This is a genomic window from Paenibacillus sp. FSL R10-2788 (assembly GCF_038003885.1).
Lineage (GTDB): Bacteria > Bacillota > Bacilli > Paenibacillales > Paenibacillaceae > Paenibacillus_AQ > Paenibacillus_AQ odorifer.
This window is the reverse complement of sequence record NZ_JBBOQA010000001.1, coordinates 4,814,388-4,831,831: the sequence shown is the minus strand read 5'-3', so window position 1 is coordinate 4,831,831 and position 17,444 is coordinate 4,814,388. Positions and strand designations below refer to the sequence as shown.

19 protein-coding genes are annotated in these 17,444 nt (G+C 47.4%); all 19 read left to right on the top strand.

Going from position 1 to position 17,444, the window contains the following annotated elements; all coding sequences use genetic code 11:
- The first annotated feature begins 13 nt into the window (after positions 1-13).
- The 19 genes from spoIIIAF to spoIVB all read left to right on the top strand — a co-directional run bounded on the left by spoIIIAF (position 14) and on the right by spoIVB (position 17,280).
- Positions 14-790 (top strand): stage III sporulation protein AF, encoded by a 777-nt coding sequence (spoIIIAF, locus tag NSQ50_RS21580; RefSeq protein WP_076223547.1) that lies wholly within the window; start codon positions 14-16, stop codon positions 788-790.
- Positions 791-833: 43 nt separating this feature from the next.
- Positions 834-1,478, top strand: coding sequence for a stage III sporulation protein AG (gene spoIIIAG / locus NSQ50_RS21575; protein ID WP_036682839.1), 645 nt, complete (start codon positions 834-836; stop codon positions 1,476-1,478).
- Between the two features lie 67 nt (positions 1,479-1,545).
- Positions 1,546-2,463, top strand: coding sequence for a SpoIIIAH-like family protein (locus NSQ50_RS21570; protein WP_076223544.1), 918 nt, complete (start codon positions 1,546-1,548; stop codon positions 2,461-2,463).
- Positions 2,464-2,610: 147 nt separating this feature from the next.
- Positions 2,611-3,120 carry an acetyl-CoA carboxylase biotin carboxyl carrier protein gene (gene accB, locus NSQ50_RS21565; protein WP_036682835.1) on the top strand — a complete coding sequence of 170 codons (510 nt, stop codon included), beginning with the start codon at positions 2,611-2,613 and terminating at the stop codon, positions 3,118-3,120.
- Between the two features lie 54 nt (positions 3,121-3,174).
- Entirely contained in the window at positions 3,175-4,518 is a 1,344-nt protein-coding gene (gene accC, locus NSQ50_RS21560; RefSeq protein ID WP_038572530.1) for an acetyl-CoA carboxylase biotin carboxylase subunit, read from the top strand.
- A 115-nt stretch (positions 4,519-4,633) separates the two neighbouring features.
- Positions 4,634-5,050 (top strand): Asp23/Gls24 family envelope stress response protein, encoded by a 417-nt coding sequence (locus NSQ50_RS21555; protein WP_076129649.1) that lies wholly within the window; start codon positions 4,634-4,636, stop codon positions 5,048-5,050.
- 74 nt (positions 5,051-5,124) lie between these two features.
- On the top strand, positions 5,125-5,664 hold the full coding sequence (amaP, locus tag NSQ50_RS21550; protein ID WP_036682827.1) for an alkaline shock response membrane anchor protein AmaP: 540 nt from the start codon (positions 5,125-5,127) through the stop codon (positions 5,662-5,664).
- Between the two features lie 15 nt (positions 5,665-5,679).
- Positions 5,680-5,913: a DUF2273 domain-containing protein gene (locus NSQ50_RS21545; RefSeq protein WP_036682825.1), complete on the top strand. Its 234-nt coding sequence runs from the start codon at positions 5,680-5,682 to the stop codon at positions 5,911-5,913.
- A gap of 257 nt (positions 5,914-6,170) precedes the next feature.
- Positions 6,171-6,623: a transcription antitermination factor NusB gene (nusB, locus tag NSQ50_RS21540; protein WP_036682824.1), complete on the top strand. Its 453-nt coding sequence runs from the start codon at positions 6,171-6,173 to the stop codon at positions 6,621-6,623.
- 42 nt (positions 6,624-6,665) lie between these two features.
- Complete coding sequence (folD, locus tag NSQ50_RS21535) at positions 6,666-7,523, top strand: bifunctional methylenetetrahydrofolate dehydrogenase/methenyltetrahydrofolate cyclohydrolase FolD (protein WP_036682821.1); 858 nt, start codon at positions 6,666-6,668, stop codon at positions 7,521-7,523.
- A gap of 11 nt (positions 7,524-7,534) precedes the next feature.
- Entirely contained in the window at positions 7,535-8,914 is a 1,380-nt protein-coding gene (gene xseA, locus NSQ50_RS21530; protein WP_076146804.1) for an exodeoxyribonuclease VII large subunit, read from the top strand.
- Positions 8,892-9,149, top strand: coding sequence for an exodeoxyribonuclease VII small subunit (gene xseB / locus NSQ50_RS21525; protein WP_036682818.1), 258 nt, complete (start codon positions 8,892-8,894; stop codon positions 9,147-9,149). The genes xseA and xseB overlap by 23 nt, the downstream gene beginning before the upstream one ends.
- Positions 9,136-10,083: a polyprenyl synthetase family protein gene (locus tag NSQ50_RS21520; RefSeq protein ID WP_076098644.1), complete on the top strand. Its 948-nt coding sequence runs from the start codon at positions 9,136-9,138 to the stop codon at positions 10,081-10,083. The genes xseB and NSQ50_RS21520 overlap by 14 nt, the downstream gene beginning before the upstream one ends.
- 99 nt (positions 10,084-10,182) lie before the next feature.
- A complete protein-coding gene (gene dxs / locus NSQ50_RS21515; RefSeq protein WP_036682816.1) occupies positions 10,183-12,087 on the top strand; it encodes a 1-deoxy-D-xylulose-5-phosphate synthase in 1,905 nt (634 codons plus the stop codon).
- Positions 12,088-12,132: 45 nt separating this feature from the next.
- Positions 12,133-13,035: a TlyA family RNA methyltransferase gene (locus NSQ50_RS21510; RefSeq protein WP_036682815.1), complete on the top strand. Its 903-nt coding sequence runs from the start codon at positions 12,133-12,135 to the stop codon at positions 13,033-13,035.
- 265 nt (positions 13,036-13,300) lie between these two features.
- A complete protein-coding gene (locus NSQ50_RS21505) occupies positions 13,301-13,774 on the top strand; it encodes a hypothetical protein (protein ID WP_235219482.1) in 474 nt (157 codons plus the stop codon).
- A gap of 31 nt (positions 13,775-13,805) precedes the next feature.
- On the top strand, positions 13,806-14,255 hold the full coding sequence (gene ahrC, locus NSQ50_RS21500; RefSeq protein WP_036682813.1) for a transcriptional regulator AhrC/ArgR: 450 nt from the start codon (positions 13,806-13,808) through the stop codon (positions 14,253-14,255).
- Positions 14,256-14,301: 46 nt separating this feature from the next.
- Positions 14,302-16,029, top strand: coding sequence for a DNA repair protein RecN (gene recN / locus NSQ50_RS21495; RefSeq protein WP_036682812.1), 1,728 nt, complete (start codon positions 14,302-14,304; stop codon positions 16,027-16,029).
- 138 nt (positions 16,030-16,167) lie between these two features.
- The gene (spoIVB, locus tag NSQ50_RS21490; RefSeq protein WP_081386897.1) at positions 16,168-17,280 is read left to right on the top strand and encodes a SpoIVB peptidase; all 1,113 of its coding nucleotides are present in this window, start codon (positions 16,168-16,170) and stop codon (positions 17,278-17,280) included.
- Positions 17,281-17,444: the final 164 nt, after the last annotated feature.

Sequence of the window (17,444 nt, the reverse complement as noted above, 5' to 3'; positions counted from 1 at the left end):
TAGGAGGGAAACCATGAGCTGGTTGGGCGGTTGGCTGCGGGAGATCATCCTGGTTGTGCTGTTGGCGTCATTTGTTGAATTGCTGCTCCCAAGCAAATCCATGGAGCGTTATGCAAGATTGGTGCTAAGTCTCCTAATCCTGCTCACGATGCTCAGCCCTATCGTCTCTCTCCTGAAAGGTGATGCAATCTCCGAACTGAGTGTCGCTATGGGACAGCAAGAGAAAGAAGGCGGTTTGTTCACTGGCGGAGGGAAGGGAGACCCATCCTTGGAACAGATTCTGGCAGATGGGCAAAAGCTTGCACAAGGCCGTCAGGAACAGAGTCTGCAGCTCGCTGCCGAAGAGGTGGCGGGTCAGATGAAAGAGCAGATTATCAGCGAGACCGGCAAACGCGGGGTTAATGTCACCGTAACGCTGGGCATGGGGAAGTCTGGCGGCACCGGTAACGAAGATGTTCCTGTCATTTCTAATGTAAAGGTCTCTATGCCTCAGACATCGGCTAACTCCCCGGGTACTTCCGGAGCTTCCAGCACAGCGACTACAGCACCCATTACAATCACTCCTGTAGCACCTGTAGAAGTTAAAATTGGCGCTAATCCGGCAGATAACGTAGAGAGTGAAGCAACATCATCAGATGAACCTAATAAAGCAGTGAACGGAACTGTGGCGGAAGACAGCGCGTCCTCGAGTGAAATGGAGTCCATTGTAAAGCTGCTGGAACTGAAGTGGGATTTGGATCCCAAAGTCATTCAGGTGGATGGCAGCGTGGCTAGTAACGTCAAATCATGAGCTTGCAGTTTCTAAATAACTATAATTTTTAGGAGGGATGGGAGTGGGCAATTGGCTGAAAAAGCTTGAGCAGTGGGCTGGGGGTGGGGCCGGCAGTCCAAAGAGAAGCCATACCTTTCGCTGGCTGATCATTCTGGGTCTGCTGGGCGCAGCGATCATGCTATTCAATTCCTTCGTCAATGTGAAGAGGATTGATAACGAGAATACAGGGCGCGAGCCGCCGCTGAATCAGTCCTCACAAACGGCGTTGGTGCAGAGTGATCCAACCACAACAACCAATTCGTTCGACAGCATCGAACTAGCGATGGAGAACCGGATGAAGGAGATTTTGGAGAAAATCGTTGGCGTTGGTACAGTCGATATCATGGTTACAGTGGAGTCTACAGAAGAAATTGTCGTGGTGCGTAATATGAATGACTCCCAGCAGCTTAGTGAAGAGACGGATGCCAGTGGGGGAAAACGTCATACGACACAATATACGAGGGATGGCGAAATCGTAACCTACTCGCAATCAGGGGACGAAACACCCATTGTGACGAAGCGGATTAAACCTCAGGTACGCGGCGTACTGGTAGTTGCCAAAGGGGCAGAGAACAAGGTTGTTCGTGGACTCGTCGAGCAGGCTATAGAAAAAGGCTTGAACGTCCCGATCCAGCGCATTTCAGTAGTACCACGCAAACAAGAGTAGCAGGAGAAAGTCAATAAGTGAGTGCTTCCGAAGCAGCCACTAGATTAAATTTTAGGAGGAATATGGAATGAACGGCAAAAGACAAACGATATGGTTGGTTTCTATGCTCAGCTTGATGGTGGTCCTCTCTGCATACTATTTATTCACTGAAGACTCAGGTGCTTCGATTCCAAAAGACACGGCTGGCACAATGCAGGTTGATTCCCTGAAAGACACAGCAGGTGCAGCGTTGCCAACGGTTGGTGACAAAGGTGTTGTTGTGAACGAAGTTGTTAGTCAAGGCGATGTTGTTGCTGATGAAGGCGTTGTAGATAGCACTACTGGCGCCGCTACTACGGACGACAGCGCTACTGCCGCCAAAACGGATGACAGTGCTGCTACCGCTAAAACGGATGATAGCACTACTACTGCTAAAACGGACGACAGTACAACTACAGCTGCTAAGGACGATAGCAGTAAAGCTGCCGCAAATAGCAGTGACTCAGAGAAGGCAACAACCGACACTGCTGCTAAAGATGCCACGAAAACAGATACATCTGCTAAAGATACAGCCGCAAATACAACCACCAAGACTCCAGCCAAAAATGACAAAGAAATTCTCGATGAAGTAGCTTCTCAAAGTGTATCGGCGAGCAGCATGTTCACTAACTACCTTTATGAACGTGAGCAAAAGAATCTTAAGAACCAACAAGACTTGCTTGCTTTGATTAATGACATGGATAAAACACCTGCTGATAACGCAGTCGCTCAAGAACAACTTCTCAATCTTGAAGAAAAAGAATCCAAAATTACCGGTATCGAAGAACAGCTTCAACAAAAATATGGAGAAGCGATTGTAAAGGAAGAAGCTGGAGACAGCTACAAAGTAGTCGTTCTCAGCGACAAACTGGATGTAAAGCAAGCGGTTAGTATCGTGGATCTCGTAATGAAGGAACTGAGCGTGTCTCAAGATAAAATTAGTGTACAATACGTTTCCGAGCAATAATAAGCTGTAAAATTAAAAGAAAAATGACGAAAGAGCTCGGGTTGACCCGGGCTCTTTCCATTTTTACCGATTGTGATATAATACATAAAGTTATCTTGTCCGCTTAAGAAGTGGCTTCGAGAGAAAGCTGAAGGAGTGAACTGATATATGTTCAAGTTGAGCGAAATTAAGGAATTGATTAAATTGCTGGACCAGACCTCCTCTGTACATGAGTTGGAGATCGAAAGCGAAGGAATGAAGCTTGCAATTCGCAAACCGGATCGCCCTGAAGCTGATGGAACAGCAGTACAGGCGACTCCTTATGCTGCCTATCCCTTTACGCCTGCCCCGCAGCCGCAGAGCGTACCGCAAGTATCCTATCCGGTAGTTGGTGAAGTTCCTCCAGCGCAGCAGCCACAAGCAGCTGATGAAGGCAAACTACATAAAATTGTGTCTCCAATGGTGGGGACCTTTTATAGTGCCGCTTCTCCGGAAACGCCTTCGTTTGTTAATGTTGGAGACCGTGTAAGTGAAAAATCAACGGTTTGCATTATCGAGGCGATGAAACTGATGAATGAGCTGGAAGCGGAGATCAAAGGTGAAATCGTGTCTGTACTTGCTGAGAACGGTCAGCTTGTAGAATATGGTCAACCACTATTCTTGGTTAAACCGGAATAAATACCGCAGACTACTTAAGGAGCGGAAGCTTCGCAAAACTTTGGGAGGAAACGCATGAACATTCAAAAAGTGTTGATTGCCAACCGCGGCGAAATCGCGGTCCGCATTATTAGGGCCTGCCGTGAACTGGGCATTTCCACCGTCGCGGTCTATTCGGAACCCGACCGGGATTCACTGCATGTCCGGTTGGCTGATGAAGCTTACTGCATCGGTCCGATGCCGGCCAAGGACAGCTATCTGAACTTTACAAATATTATGAGTGTAGCCACCTTAACGGAATGTGATGCCATCCATCCTGGCTATGGATTTTTAGCTGAAAATGCGGATTTTGCAGAGATTTGTGAATCTTGCAATATTATCTTCATAGGACCTTCTCCAGATGCCATAAACCGTATGGGTGACAAGGCTGTGGCGAAGGAAACCATGAAACTGGCTGGAGTTCCGATTATCCCGGGCTCAGATGGTCTTGTAGGCGATGTAGAGGAAGCTGTCATGCTGGGCCGCGATATTGGTTACCCAATCATCGTTAAGGCTACTGCAGGTGGCGGAGGTAAGGGAATACGGATTGCTGAGGACGAGGAATCTTTGGTGAAGCAGATCACTGCTGCACAACAGGAAGCACAAAAGGCGTTTGGTAACGCTGGTGTATATCTGGAGAAATTCCTAACAGGCATGAAGCATGTGGAGATTCAGATTATTGCAGATAAACATGGCAATGTAGTGCACTTAGGTGAACGGGACTGCTCCGTGCAGCGTCGTCGCCAAAAGCTGATTGAAGAGGCACCTTGTTCAGTGCTCACACCTGAAATTCGTGAAGCAATGGGTAAAGCAGCTGTTCGAGCAGCGCTTGCCGTGAATTATTCGGGAGCCGGAACACTTGAATTCCTGCTTGGACCGGATGGACAGTTTTACTTCATGGAGATGAATACTCGTATTCAGGTCGAACATCCAGTAACGGAAATGGTTACAGGCGTGGATTTGATTAAGGAAATGATTTCTGTAGCAGAAGGCAATCCGCTGTCATTCACTCAGGAAGATATCGTGATTAATGGCTGGTCGATTGAATGCCGTATAAATGCTGAAGATCCAGAGCGTAATTTCATGCCTTCACCAGGAAAAATCGGCTTTTATTTGCCACCCGGAGGCCTTGGCGTTCGTGTAGATAGTGCGGCGTACCCAGGATATACGATTTCCCCTTTCTATGATTCTATGATTGCAAAACTGATTGTATGGGCTCCTACACGTCAGGAAGCGATTGCGAAGATGAAGCGCGCCTTGGCTGAATTCGCCGTGGAAGGCATTCATACTACCATCCCTTTCCATCAGAAACTGTTGGAGCATCCTGTATTTTTGGATGGTAACTTTGACATTAAGTTTCTTGAAGAGTATGAAATTTAGGACGACTTCGGTTTGTTTGTCATAAAGTTCGTCAAATGATATAGTATGTTTAATAAGAGACGTGCTTTACGCTTGAAATCATGAACAATCTTTCTTGAAAGGTGTGAAGTCTAAAATGAGTACATTGCCGACAGAATACGAACGGACGGAAATCGGTGAAATCCAGATTGCTCCTGAAGTAATCGAGGTTATTGCAGGTCTGGCGACCGTTGAGGTTAAAGGTGTAGCAGGTATGAGCGGCGGATTCGCCGGTGGTATTGTTGAACTTCTTGGACGTAAGAATCTGTCCAAAGGAGTTAAAGTAGAGGTTGGACAACGTGAAGCTGCGGTGGATGTTTCTGTAATTATTGAATATGGCAATCGCCTTCCTGAAGTGGCTGCTGAAATTCAACGTAATGTTAAGCGCTCCATCGAGACTATGACTGGTCTGACTGTTGTGGAAGTGAATGTGCATATTCATGATGTGCAATTCAAGAACAACAACACTGTAGACAAGAACGAAGAAACTGAAACGATTCTTCGTGTGAAATAGCAGTCATCGTTCTTCCATAAACCCCCGACAGCAAAGTCGAGGGTTTACTCTAATTTAAGGAGGTTATGAGACTCGTGGCAAAAATTTTGGACAGACTTTTGCTGTTTGTCTACAGTTTAAGTATCGGAATACTATCTGTTATTGCCATCCTCCTCTTAAGCGGTGCGATTCCTAGAACTTTGGAGATTGAGAATGGACCAGCAGCTTATATTACAGCAATAATAGTAGCAGTTGTCTTGTTCCTTCTGAGTATCCGATTTTTCTACATCTCTCTGCGCCGTGATCGCGCTTCATTGCCTTCGGTCGATCAGCGTACAGAGTATGGGGATATCCAGATTTCAATGGAAACTATTGAGAATCTGAGTCTTAAGGCTGCTGGTAAAGTGAAGGGAATCAGAGATCTCAAGTCACGTATTCGTGTCTCTCAGGCTGGCCTTGAAATTACAATTCGTGCAGTAGTGGACGGTGAGCATTCATTACCGCTGCTTACGACAGAAGTACAACGTCAGGTGCATGATTTCGTGCAGGAGACAACCGGCATTCCGGTTGCTGATGTGTCTGTATATATTGCTAACCTCACGCAGTCTCCAAGCTTCAAAAGTCGAGTGGAATAGAGGTGAGTTTCCCTTATGTCTTGGAAAGAAGTATGGGAAAGTCACGGGGGTAGAATCGCCGGAGTGACTTTCGGCATTGGTCTGGGTTTGATTTATTTAATTTGCGGTTTTTGGGATATGCTGTTCTTTGCACTGGTAGTGTTCATCGGATATACGCTCGGCAAAAGAAAGGATACCGCGCAAGCGCCCCTGTTTCAATGGCAGGAGTTGGTTTCGCGATTATCCGGACGCTGGCGTCCCTTTAAGTGAACCGCGATAGTCTTTTTCCCGGAGCAGGAAACCGTAAGTTTGTGTTGTCCGTTGCCCCCGGAAGAAAGGCATTGCGGTTTTTTTGCGACAAGGGACAGGTATATTTGCGAGCTTCCTCTGAAGGTATCTTCGCTTTGTGCAATAATCCTCACAGGATTAGGGAAAGAATGAATAAGTGTGAAGCGATATTTAGGTCGTAGACGTTGTTGCAGTACAAGTGAATATTTTAATGCGATATAAGATTTTAGGAGGAACACATGAAAAGACGTATAGCTAGAGAGATTATTGTCCAAAGCCTGTATCAGATGGAAATGAACGATGTGGAAAGCGCGGAAGCCGTAGAAATGCTGCTCGAGGAAGCTTCAGAAGAGAATGAAACCGAACGTGTAATCACGGACGAGATTCAGCTTAAACACTATGTGGTAGAGCATGTGAATGGGGTATGGGAGCACAAGGTAGCGATCGACGATATACTTGAACATTACCTGAAGGGCTGGCAAATGAGCCGTCTGTCACGTGTGGATCGTCAGATTCTACGTTTAGCAGCGTATGAAATGGTGTTCGCTAATGATGTGCCTGCGAAGGTTGCGGTGAATGAAGCGATCGATTTGGCCAAGCATTTTGGAACGGATGATTCCGGGAAGTTTGTTAACGGAGTACTCGGCAAGATGATCCAAGAGATAGATACTATTAAAGCTGACCATTCTTAATTTATAAACCATAGTAAAGTATATAAAAGGGGAGAGACTAACATGACAGCAGCAATCATCAGTGGTAAACAAGTATCCGAGGAAATTCGTATTAGCATTGCCCAAGAGGTTGCTGAACTGGCGAAACGCGGCGTAAAGCCCGGTTTGGCTGTTATTCTAGTAGGTGAAGACCCGGGATCTCAGGTTTATGTTCGCAATAAGGAGAAATCTTGTATCAGCTTAGGATTCCATTCGGAAGTGCATAAATTGGATGAATCCACTTCTCAAGAAGAACTTCTGGCACTGGTAGCAGAGCTAAACGGACGCGATGATATCGACGGAATTCTGGTTCAACTCCCATTGCCTAAGCATATCGAGGAGAAGGCTGTTATTGATGCAATCTCCGTGGAAAAGGATGTAGACGGCTTTCACCCTGTCAATGTAGGCAACCTGGTCATCGGTGCCGACAGTCTTCTTCCATGTACTCCTGCAGGAGTAATCGAACTGATTAAACGTACAGGAACAGGTATGGCAGGTAAACATGCCGTTGTAATTGGTCGTAGCAATATTGTAGGAAAGCCAGTTTCCCTCTTGTTGCAACGCGAAAATGCTACCGTAACTATGTGCCATTCCCGTACAGCTAATATGCAAGAGATTAGCCGTCAAGCGGATATTTTGGTTGTAGCGATCGGACGAGCTAATTTCATTGATGCTTCCTATGTGAAGCCGGGTGCTGTTGTCATCGATGTGGGCATGAACCGTCTGGATAACGGTAAACTCGCAGGTGACGTTGATTATGAAAGTGCAAAAGAAGTTGCCGGATACATCACGCCTGTTCCAGGCGGGGTTGGACCGATGACTATTACAATGCTGATGAGCAACACGCTGATTGCGGCTAAACGCCGTCACGGCCTGGAATAGGGGTAAGATTCATGGCGGCAGAGCGGCAGGTTTATTCGATAAAAGAACTCAACCGTTATATCCGCATGAAGCTAGACTCGGATAATTTACTTTCGGATGTGTGGATTCGCGGAGAGATTTCCAACTTTACACATCATGGCAGCGGGCATATGTACTTCACACTTAAGGACGAGAGCAGCCGTATTAAAACGATTATGTTCGCTTCTCATAACCAGCGGCTGCCCTTTATTCCGAAAGAAGGCGCTCGGGTAATTGCCAGAGGCAATGTGACCGTTTATGAACGGGATGGGCAATACCAGTTCTATGCCACACATATGCAGCCTGATGGGATTGGCAGTTTATATCTGGCCTATGAGCAGCTGAAGAGCAAGCTTGAAAAAGAAGGCCTTTTTGCAGAAGTTCGCAAGCGTTCGTTGCCGCGGTTCCCGAAGTGTATTGGTGTGATTACATCCCCAACAGGAGCAGCTGTACGAGATATTGTGATTACGCTTCAGCGGCGGTTTCCGCAGGTAGTTATTGTAATCTATCCCGTACTGGTGCAAGGCAAAGGCGCTGCGCCTTCGATAGTGAAGGCGATTGGCGCGCTGAACGCCATGGGTGAAGCCGACGTGCTTATCGTCGGCCGCGGCGGCGGTTCGCTGGAGGAGCTGTGGGCGTTCAACGAGGAGGAAGTCGCACGAGCGATATCGGCATCAAGGATTCCGGTCATCTCGGCCGTCGGCCACGAGACCGATTTCACGATTGCCGATTTCGCCGCCGACCTCCGCGCGGCTACGCCCACAGCGGCCGCTGAGCTGGCCGTGCCTCACGCCGGCGAGCTAGCTGCGCAGCTTCGCCAGCTGCAGCAGCGGCTGCGCCAAGCGCTGCAACAACGCGCCCAGCGTGGACGCGAGCGCCACTCGGTGCTGCAGCGCTCGCTGGCGCTGGCAGGCCCGCGCCGGACGCTGATTCAGCACACGCAGCGGCTGGACATGCTGCGTGAGCGGCTCCAGCGCTCAGCGGATGCACGGCTCAGCCGTTCCCGCGAGCGTAAGGCGGTGCTGCATCACAGTCTGCAGCGGTTCCATCCGCGCGACAGTGTTGCCGCAGCACGTCAGCGCACGGACAGCATGCGCCGTGAGTTAATGGGCGCTATGCAGGCTCGTTTGCAGGAGAAGCGATCTCGCTATGTGGCAGAGATTCGTCACCTGGATGCGCTGAGCCCGCTAAAAGTAATGTCGCGCGGCTACAGCTTAGTGTATGACGAGGCGGAAGAACATTTAATCAAATCGCTGACCGAAGTGCAGCTTGGCGATCTTGTGGTGATAAAGATGAATGACGGACAGCTGAACTGCCAAGTATGGGGGATGAAGGAGGATGGCAAAGACGATGACGAAGGAAGCGGAACTTGATTTTGAAGGCGCTATGGACCGACTGGAGGAAATCGTTCGTGAGCTTGAACACGGCGACGTTCCTCTGGAGAAGGCCATCGATTTATTTCAGCAGGGCATGAAGCTGTCGCAGCTTTGCGGCAGCAAGCTGGAACAAGTAGAGCGTAAGATCGAAATGATTACCCAAGAGGACGGAGAACTGCGCAAAAAGCCGTTTGGTGCACGTCTGGAAGGGGACGCCGATGAATCGCTTTGAGAATGATCTGGAGGGAAGCTCCGCAAGTGAAAGCATGCGGCAGCCGCTGGAGGATTACATCGCATCGATAAGTGATTTGCTCTCACAGGAGCTTGAGACTATTCTTCCCGCAGCATGGACGGTTCCGGAAAATTTACAGCAAGCGATGAAGTATTCGCTAATGGCAGGGGGCAAACGCCTCCGGCCGCTGCTTGTGATCGCTGCTTGTGAATCACTGGGAGGCAGCCGTGAAGCAGCCTTGCCTGTTGCTGCTGCTATTGAGATGGTACATACCTACTCGTTGATTCATGATGATCTGCCTGCCATGGATAATGATGATTATCGGCGCGGTAAGCTGACGAATCATAAAGTCTTTGGTGAAGCGTCAGCTATTCTTGCGGGTGATGCGCTTTTGACCCATGCTTTTTACAGTGTGGTACAAGCCTCCCGTAAATTTGGCATCCCTGCTGATAATGTTTTATCCATAGTGGAGGATCTGGCGGAAATGGCGGGTCCACGCGGCATGGTCGGCGGTCAGATTGCAGATATGGAAGGCGAGCAAGGACTAACAGATCTTGCACAGCTGAAGTATATTCATCTGCATAAAACCGGAGATTTAATTATCTTTTCGTTGTTAGCCGGCGGACGTATCGCAGGGGCAACAGAGAAGCAGCTTGAAGCTCTGCGTGATTTTGGCACAAGCATCGGACTCGCTTTTCAAATTCAGGATGATATTCTTGATTTGGTTGGAGATGAAGGCAAGCTTGGTAAAAAAACAGGCAGCGATATCAAACAGCAGAAGGTAACCTACCCTTATTTTATTGGGTTAGAGGAATCTCGTGCTGAGGTGAAGCAGCTTACAGAAGCAGCTCAAAATGCTGTGCTGAATGGCGGTTTTTACGACAACCAGCGCCTGCTGGAAATTGCAGATTATTTAATGGCACGTGATCACTAAGTATGAACTTTCGAAGCGGCTGTATTTCGACAGCCGTTTCGTTTGTGTTATAATGGTTTTTATATATTTTACAACATCTAGGAAAGCGGGGAACTATTCGTGCTGCTTCCACAAATAAATGATCCACAACAACTGAAATCACTGTCAGTCGAAGAATTAACTACTCTTGCAGAGGAAATTCGACGATTTCTGATTGAGAAGCTTACAGCAACCGGCGGGCACCTCGGTTCTAATCTGGGGGTGGTGGAGCTCACGCTGGCCTTACATTATTGCTACAACAGTCCTCGTGACAAAATGATCTACGACGTTGGCCACCAAGCCTATGTCCACAAAATACTGACCGGCCGTCAAGATCGCTTTGATACCCTGCGCAAATATCAGGGATTGTGCGGCTTTGTTAAGCGCTCTGAAAGCGAACATGATGTGTGGGAAGCTGGACATAGCAGCACCTCTTTGTCGGCAGCGATGGGGATGGCTATGGCTCGTGATCTTAAAGGCGAAGACAACAAGGTAATTGCCGTGATTGGTGACGGTGCGCTTACCGGCGGGATGGCTTTTGAAGCGCTTAACCACATTGGCCATGAGAAGCGTAAGCTGATGGTTATTTTGAACGATAATGAAATGTCGATTGCTCCGAATGTAGGGGCGATGCACAATTATTTAAGCAAAATTCGTTCGGACCGCCATTATTTGCGTGCTAAAGACGAGGTTGAAGGGCTGCTTAAGAAGATTCCGGCCATCGGTGGACGATTAGCGAAAACCGCTGAACAGTTAAAAAACAGTCTTAAATATATGATGGTACCCGGAGTATTGTTTGAAGAGCTTGGCTTTACGTATCTTGGGCCAGTGGATGGACATGATCTGGAGAAAATGATCGACACCTTCCATCAAGCAGATAACGTGGCGGGTCCTGTGCTTGTGCATGTGCTGACGACCAAAGGCAAGGGCTACAAACCGGCTGAGACTGATTTCTATAAATCGCATGCCATTTCCCCTTACAAAATTGAGTCGGGTCAGGCACTTAAAGCTGTAGGTCCTCCAATGTATACCGAAGTATTTGGCAGTACGCTGATTGAGCTGGGACGTGAAGATTCGCGCCTGATTGCAGTTACCCCTGCGATGCCAGGCGGTTCAGGGTTGTTTCCTTTTGCGAAGGAATTTCCGGATCGCATGATTGACGTCGGGATTGCCGAGCAGCATGCAGCAACCCTGTGTGCAGCTTTGGCTATGGAAGGGATGAAGCCGGTATACGCCGTGTATTCTACCTTCATGCAGCGTGCCTATGATCAGATCGTCCATGATATTTGCCGCCATAACGCCAATGTTATGTTCGCCATTGACCGTGCTGGATTTGTGGGTGCGGATGGTGAGACTCATCAGGGTGTGTACGATGTTGCTTTTATGCGCCATATCCCTAATATGGTTATGATGATGCCAAAAGACGAAAATGAGCTGCGTCATATGATGAAGACGGCACTTGAATATAATGACGGTCCAATTGCTTACCGCTATCCGCGTATTAACGGAACAGGCGTGGCAATGGATGCTGAACTGCATACCCTTCCTATAGGATCATGGGAACGACTGCGTACAGGAGAAGGATATGCTGTAGTGGCATGTGGTCCTATGGTTCAAGTGGCTGAAGAAGCCGCTGATTTGCTGAAGCGGGAAGGGATTCAGGTGGGCGTTGTGAATGCGCGTTTCCTGAAGCCGCTTGATAACTCCATGCTTCTTGATTTGGCTCATGCTGGGACCAATATGGTTGTTATTGAAGAGGCTTGCCAAGCGGGAAGTCTCGGCAGTGCGGTATTGGAGTTCTACGCGGAGCATGAAATTTATGACGCGCGTGTACATCTGATGGGTGTGCCCGACATCTTCGTGGAGCATGGCTCCATTAAAGAACAACGTCAGCAAACAGGCCTTACCGTAGAAGCGTTATGTGCACGTATCAAGTCCATGATGGCTTTAAGTGCTTATAATTACAAAACAACTTCGTCTTCCTAAGTGGAAGCCGGAAATTAGTAACCCTTGAACGATCGGGAGATGACCATGGAACACCGTAAAGAACGGATTGATGTACTGCTTGTGGAGCAAGGTTTTTATGAAAGCCGGGAGAAAGCTAAAGCTGCTATTATGGCAGGGTTGGTGCTCGCGGATGAGGAACGTATTGAAAAAGCTGGCATGAAGGTCTCGCGGGAGTCTACCCTTAAGGTTAAAGGCTCTGTGCATCCGTATGTCAGTCGTGGGGGCCTAAAGCTGGAGAAGGCTCTTCGCCAATTTAATATTGATCTTACGGGACGGAACATGCTGGACATTGGTGCTTCCACTGGCGGCTTCACAGATTGTGCGCTTCAGAATGGTGTAAGCCATGTGTATGCCATTGATGTTGGCTATAACCAGCTGGATTGGTCACTGCGTAATGATGAGCGAGTGAGCGTCATGGAGCGTACGAACTTCCGGTATATGACACCTTCAGATTTGCAGGGTCCTGTTCCGGACTTTGCCAGTATTGATGTATCTTTTATATCCTTAAAAATAATTCTCCCACCCCTCAAAGCCTTGCTGCAACGTCCAGCAGATATCGCTGCACTCATCAAGCCGCAATTTGAGGCTGGGCGTGAGAAGGTTGGAAAATCAGGTGTGATTCGTGATTCCGCGGTCCATAAAGAGGTATTGATTAATGTACTGACTATGGCTGCAGAGTTAGGATTCGGTCTACATGGATTAACCTTTTCACCAATTACAGGCGGAGAAGGCAATATTGAGTTTCTTGCTCACTGGAGACTGACGCCAGAAGTGGTGGAAGGCGAAGAAGTATCCGTACAGCCGGCAGCTGCTGTTGCAGCAGTCATTCCAGTGGAGGACTTCGCTTCCCTTGCTGATGAAGTGATTAAGCAGGCTACGAGTACTTTTAATGTGAGTTCTACTCATGGAAACTCCCCGCGCCGCTAGAGCTTTATGAACACCCCGTCAACCTCAAATGGTCAGCGGGGTGTTTTGCAGATTTGCTCAAATGGATTGAATTTATTAAAATAAAGACCCGGTATAAAATCCGGGTCTTTATATTTTGAATCTTTTTTGGATTTACTGTGCTCGTTGTAATTGTAAAATGCTGAATTAGCGAATAATATCAATTATGCGGAAAGCTCGTAAAAAAACAGCTTAGAAGCAGGATTTACCAGGGCTTCACGCGAATAAATCACCGAGGTGATTGATAGTGGCGGGTAGCTCTGACAAGGTCGTTATGGCGTTTATTGGGGTAGCATTATCGATTTTTATAATATATCGGGTATATGTATGGCTGCAGAGTTCTCCGCGTTCTTTTATGAAGGATCAAATTCCGTTCAATAAAGTGATTATTCCACATCCCTCTATTGATATACTTGAGGATGAAGGATATGAGGTCGTTGGAGGGAAATTAAAAATCCCCTTGTCTTTCAACGTAAATGGGGCGCAGATGTATAGCCGGTTATTTATAGATTATGTGGCGACAAAAGAGGAAGGCTCGTTATATTTAGTTATCCTTTCCAGACCACGCAAGCCTTTGGATTTCACTGGCAGCGGCTTACGTGATACCTTGCTTCCCTACCTGCTGATCTATCCGGAATGCAGCGGCGTTCTATATGTTAATGTAGCAACAGCATCGATCCATGTAATTAAGCTTGGCAAAGACGATGGAGAATCAAACTGAGTCCATATTTTTTATATACCAGGAGGCAACAATGAAGGGACAACGACATATTAAGATTCGTGAAATTATTACACAAAAGGATATCGAGACACAGGACGAGCTTGTGGAAGCCTTGCGTGAATCAGGTTTTCAAGTTACTCAAGCCACAGTATCTCGAGATATAAAAGAGCTGTTGCTCATCAAGGTACCCATGGATGATGGAAGATATAAATATTCACTTCCAACGGATCAACGGTACAATCCCATTCAGAAGCTTAAGCGCGTTCTTGTGGATAATTTTGTGCAGATCGATTCCTCGGCTAATCTTGTGGTGATGAAATGTTTACCAGGTACGGCTAACTCTGTCGCTGCTTTGATTGATAATATTGACTGGCCGCAAATTATGGGAACCCTTTCTGGTGATGATACAATCCTTATTATTTGCCGTTTACCTGAGGACAGTAAGACTGTAATTTCACAAATCATGGGTTATATTTCTTAATTATAATTAATCAGATGCCTGTCATCTTCTCGGAGGTGCTCTATTAGTGTTAGAAACCTTGTCTATACGCAATCTTGCCGTCGTTGAGGCGGTTGATGTGCATTTTTATCCTGGCTTCCACGTGCTTACGGGAGAGACCGGGGCAGGTAAATCCATTATTATTGATGCGCTTGGATTGATTGTTGGAGGCCGCGGTTCAGCGGATTCCATTCGTTATGGTTGTGAAAAAGCGGAGATGGAGGCGCTCTTCAGTCTTCCCAGCGGTCATCCCGTTTGGGAGACTTTGGAGCGTCTTGGCATTGAGGCCCAGCGCGAGGAGCATCTTATTATACGACGCGAGCTTACCTCTCAAGGTAAAAGTACATCACGTGTAAATGGACAGATGGTCAATCTTACCATGCTTCGTGAGATCGGCGAGCAGCTGGTTAATATACACGGCCAGCATGAGCACCAGAACTTGCTGAAGGCGGAACGGCATCTGGGACTGCTGGATACTTACGGAGAACCGATTATTGGTCCGCTAAAGGCAGTTTATCAGGAAAGGTATTCTGCCTTCGCGAAGGTGGAGAAAGAGCTGCGAGAGCTGCAGGAATCCAGCCAGAAGGCATACCAAATGCTCGACTTATATCGTTTTCAGCTTGAAGAAATTTCATCGGCCGGATTAAAACCGGGAGAAGATGAATTACTTACCGAAGAACGGGTCAAACTATCCCACAGTGAGAAAATGATGGATTCCGTATCGGGTGCATATGAGCTGCTTTACGACAGACAAGGCTTGGAATCGATCGGTAATGTCATTTCCAGACTTGAGGATGCAGTTCGTTACGATGAGAAGGGTCTGCGAACAGTGCTCGAACAGCTGCAGTCCTCATATTACCAGCTAGAGGATGCTGCTTTTCAGCTTCGTGATTACCGGGAAAATATCGAGTTCAATCCGATGCGACTTGAAGAAATCGAGAATCGTCTGGATTTGATCACTGGACTCCGACGTAAATATGGAGAGAGTGTAGAACAGATTTTGGCTTATTATGAACAAATTCACCGGGAAACTGATTTGCTTGAGAATAAAGATGAATATCTGGAGAAACTGACGGCGAAGCGCGATTCGCTGCTGTCTGTATTAATGGAAGCAGCTACGGAATTAAGTGAAGCACGCAAGCTTTGTGCTGCTGATCTGGCCACCCAAGTGGAGGGTGAGCTTAAAGACCTTCAAATGGAAAGAACCTCGTTGCAGGTCAAATTAGACACGCTGGAGGACCCCCGTGGAGTGGAATACAATGGTCGGCGTATTCGCCTCACAAGACAAGGGATAGACAGCGCAGAATTTATGATATCCCCTAACCCGGGCGAACCCCTGAGACCGCTTGGCAAAATCGCCTCTGGTGGTGAGCTGTCGCGTATTATGCTGGCAATGAAAAGTATTTTTGCGCGCCATGATGCAATTCCAGTTCTGATTTTTGACGAAGTGGATACCGGTGTCAGCGGCAGAGCCGCTCAGTCCATCGCAGATAAGCTGTTTAAGCTATCCTCTACCTGTCAGGTGTTCTCCATTACTCACTTGCCGCAGGTGGCTTGTATGGCTGACCATCAGTACTTAATCCGCAAAAAGGTTGAGGATGGAAGAACCATGACTGAAGTGGAATCCCTAACAAACGATGGACGTGTAATGGAGCTGGCCCGGATGCTGGGTGGCGTAGAAATTACCGAAAAAACATTGCATCACTCGCAGGAAATGCTTAATCTGGCCGAGGCAAGTAAGGCTGCAACAAGCTAAGCGGAGCAATGATTGACAGTAATAAAAGCCTGGGGGCAAGGTTATCTTATAGGTACGCAATTGGCGACCACCTTTTTCGTCAAGCGAAAGAAGCAAAAGGGAGCGTGACAGCCATTGAAGCCTAACCTCAGGAAGTTAATGCCAGGCCTTTTATTTGCCTTCTTTCTTAGTTTATCGGGCATAACGGGAACAAATCTAAGTTCTGCTGCACCACTGCATGGTGAACCAGCCAAGGTGACTGCACAAGGAATTCATTCCGAGCTTAAGGTGATCCCGGGAGGTCAAACGATCGGTGTGAAAGTGAAATCAGCAGGTGTTTTGGTTGTTGGTCATCATCTGATTGAAGTATCAGAGAAATCTAAGCTTTCCCCAGGAGAGGTCAGCGGTTTAGTGCCGGGTGATCTGATGATCTCCATGAATGGTGAGAAATTGGATGAGTTGTCCAAGGTGGCCAAGCTGGTGGATCGTGCTGGTAAAGCGAATAACCCCTTGACCATTGTCTTCAAACGCGGGGGTAAAGAGCATACAGCTAAGCTAAAGCCCGCGTATGACATTCATGACAAAGTGTGGCGGTTAGGCCTGTACATTCGTGATTCAGCAGCGGGTGTCGGCACATTAACTTTTTATGCTCCCGAGCAAGGTGTATATGGAGCTTTGGGACATGTGATTACAGACATGAATACCGGTACCCCAATTGTTGTAGGCAGTGGTCATATTGTTCAGTCCAGTGTAACCTCCATATCCAAAAGCCAGGATGGCGATCCGGGCGAGAAACGAGCGCATTTTTTGAAAGAAAGCCAAGTGCTTGGAAATGTGGAGAGTAATACTGACTTCGGCATCTTCGGTAAAATGACCTCCAATCCCGAGCACAGTCTTTACAAAGAACCGATCCCCGTGGCGATGAGCGATCAAGTCAAGGAAGGTCCTGCTGAGATCCTAACTGTAGTTGACGGACAGCAGGTGGAGCGGTTTAAGGTTGAGATCATTCATGTAGCACATCAGCAAACGCCAGCCACTAAAGGAATGGTGCTGCGGATCACCGATCCACGTCTTATCGATAAGACAGGCGGTATCGTTCAAGGCATGAGCGGAAGTCCTATCGTACAGGATGGCCGTCTCATAGGGGCCGTAACTCATGTATTTGTAAATGATCCTAAGTCCGGTTATGGGTGCTTCATCGAATGGATGCTTCAAGATTCAGGTGTGACCAAACAGGAGAATAGGTATTCATTAAATCTTAAGGCGGTTTAGCCTTAAGATTTTTTGTCGAACGATTACGAAGAACCTCGAACATTGAGATAAAATATTTAATTATAATCCAACACAGAAAAAAAATAAAGAAAAATAATTTTCGACAGAAGGGAATTCGATCTCCATGTCGAAAACGTAAGAGACAAGAAAAAAATGTTATTTTC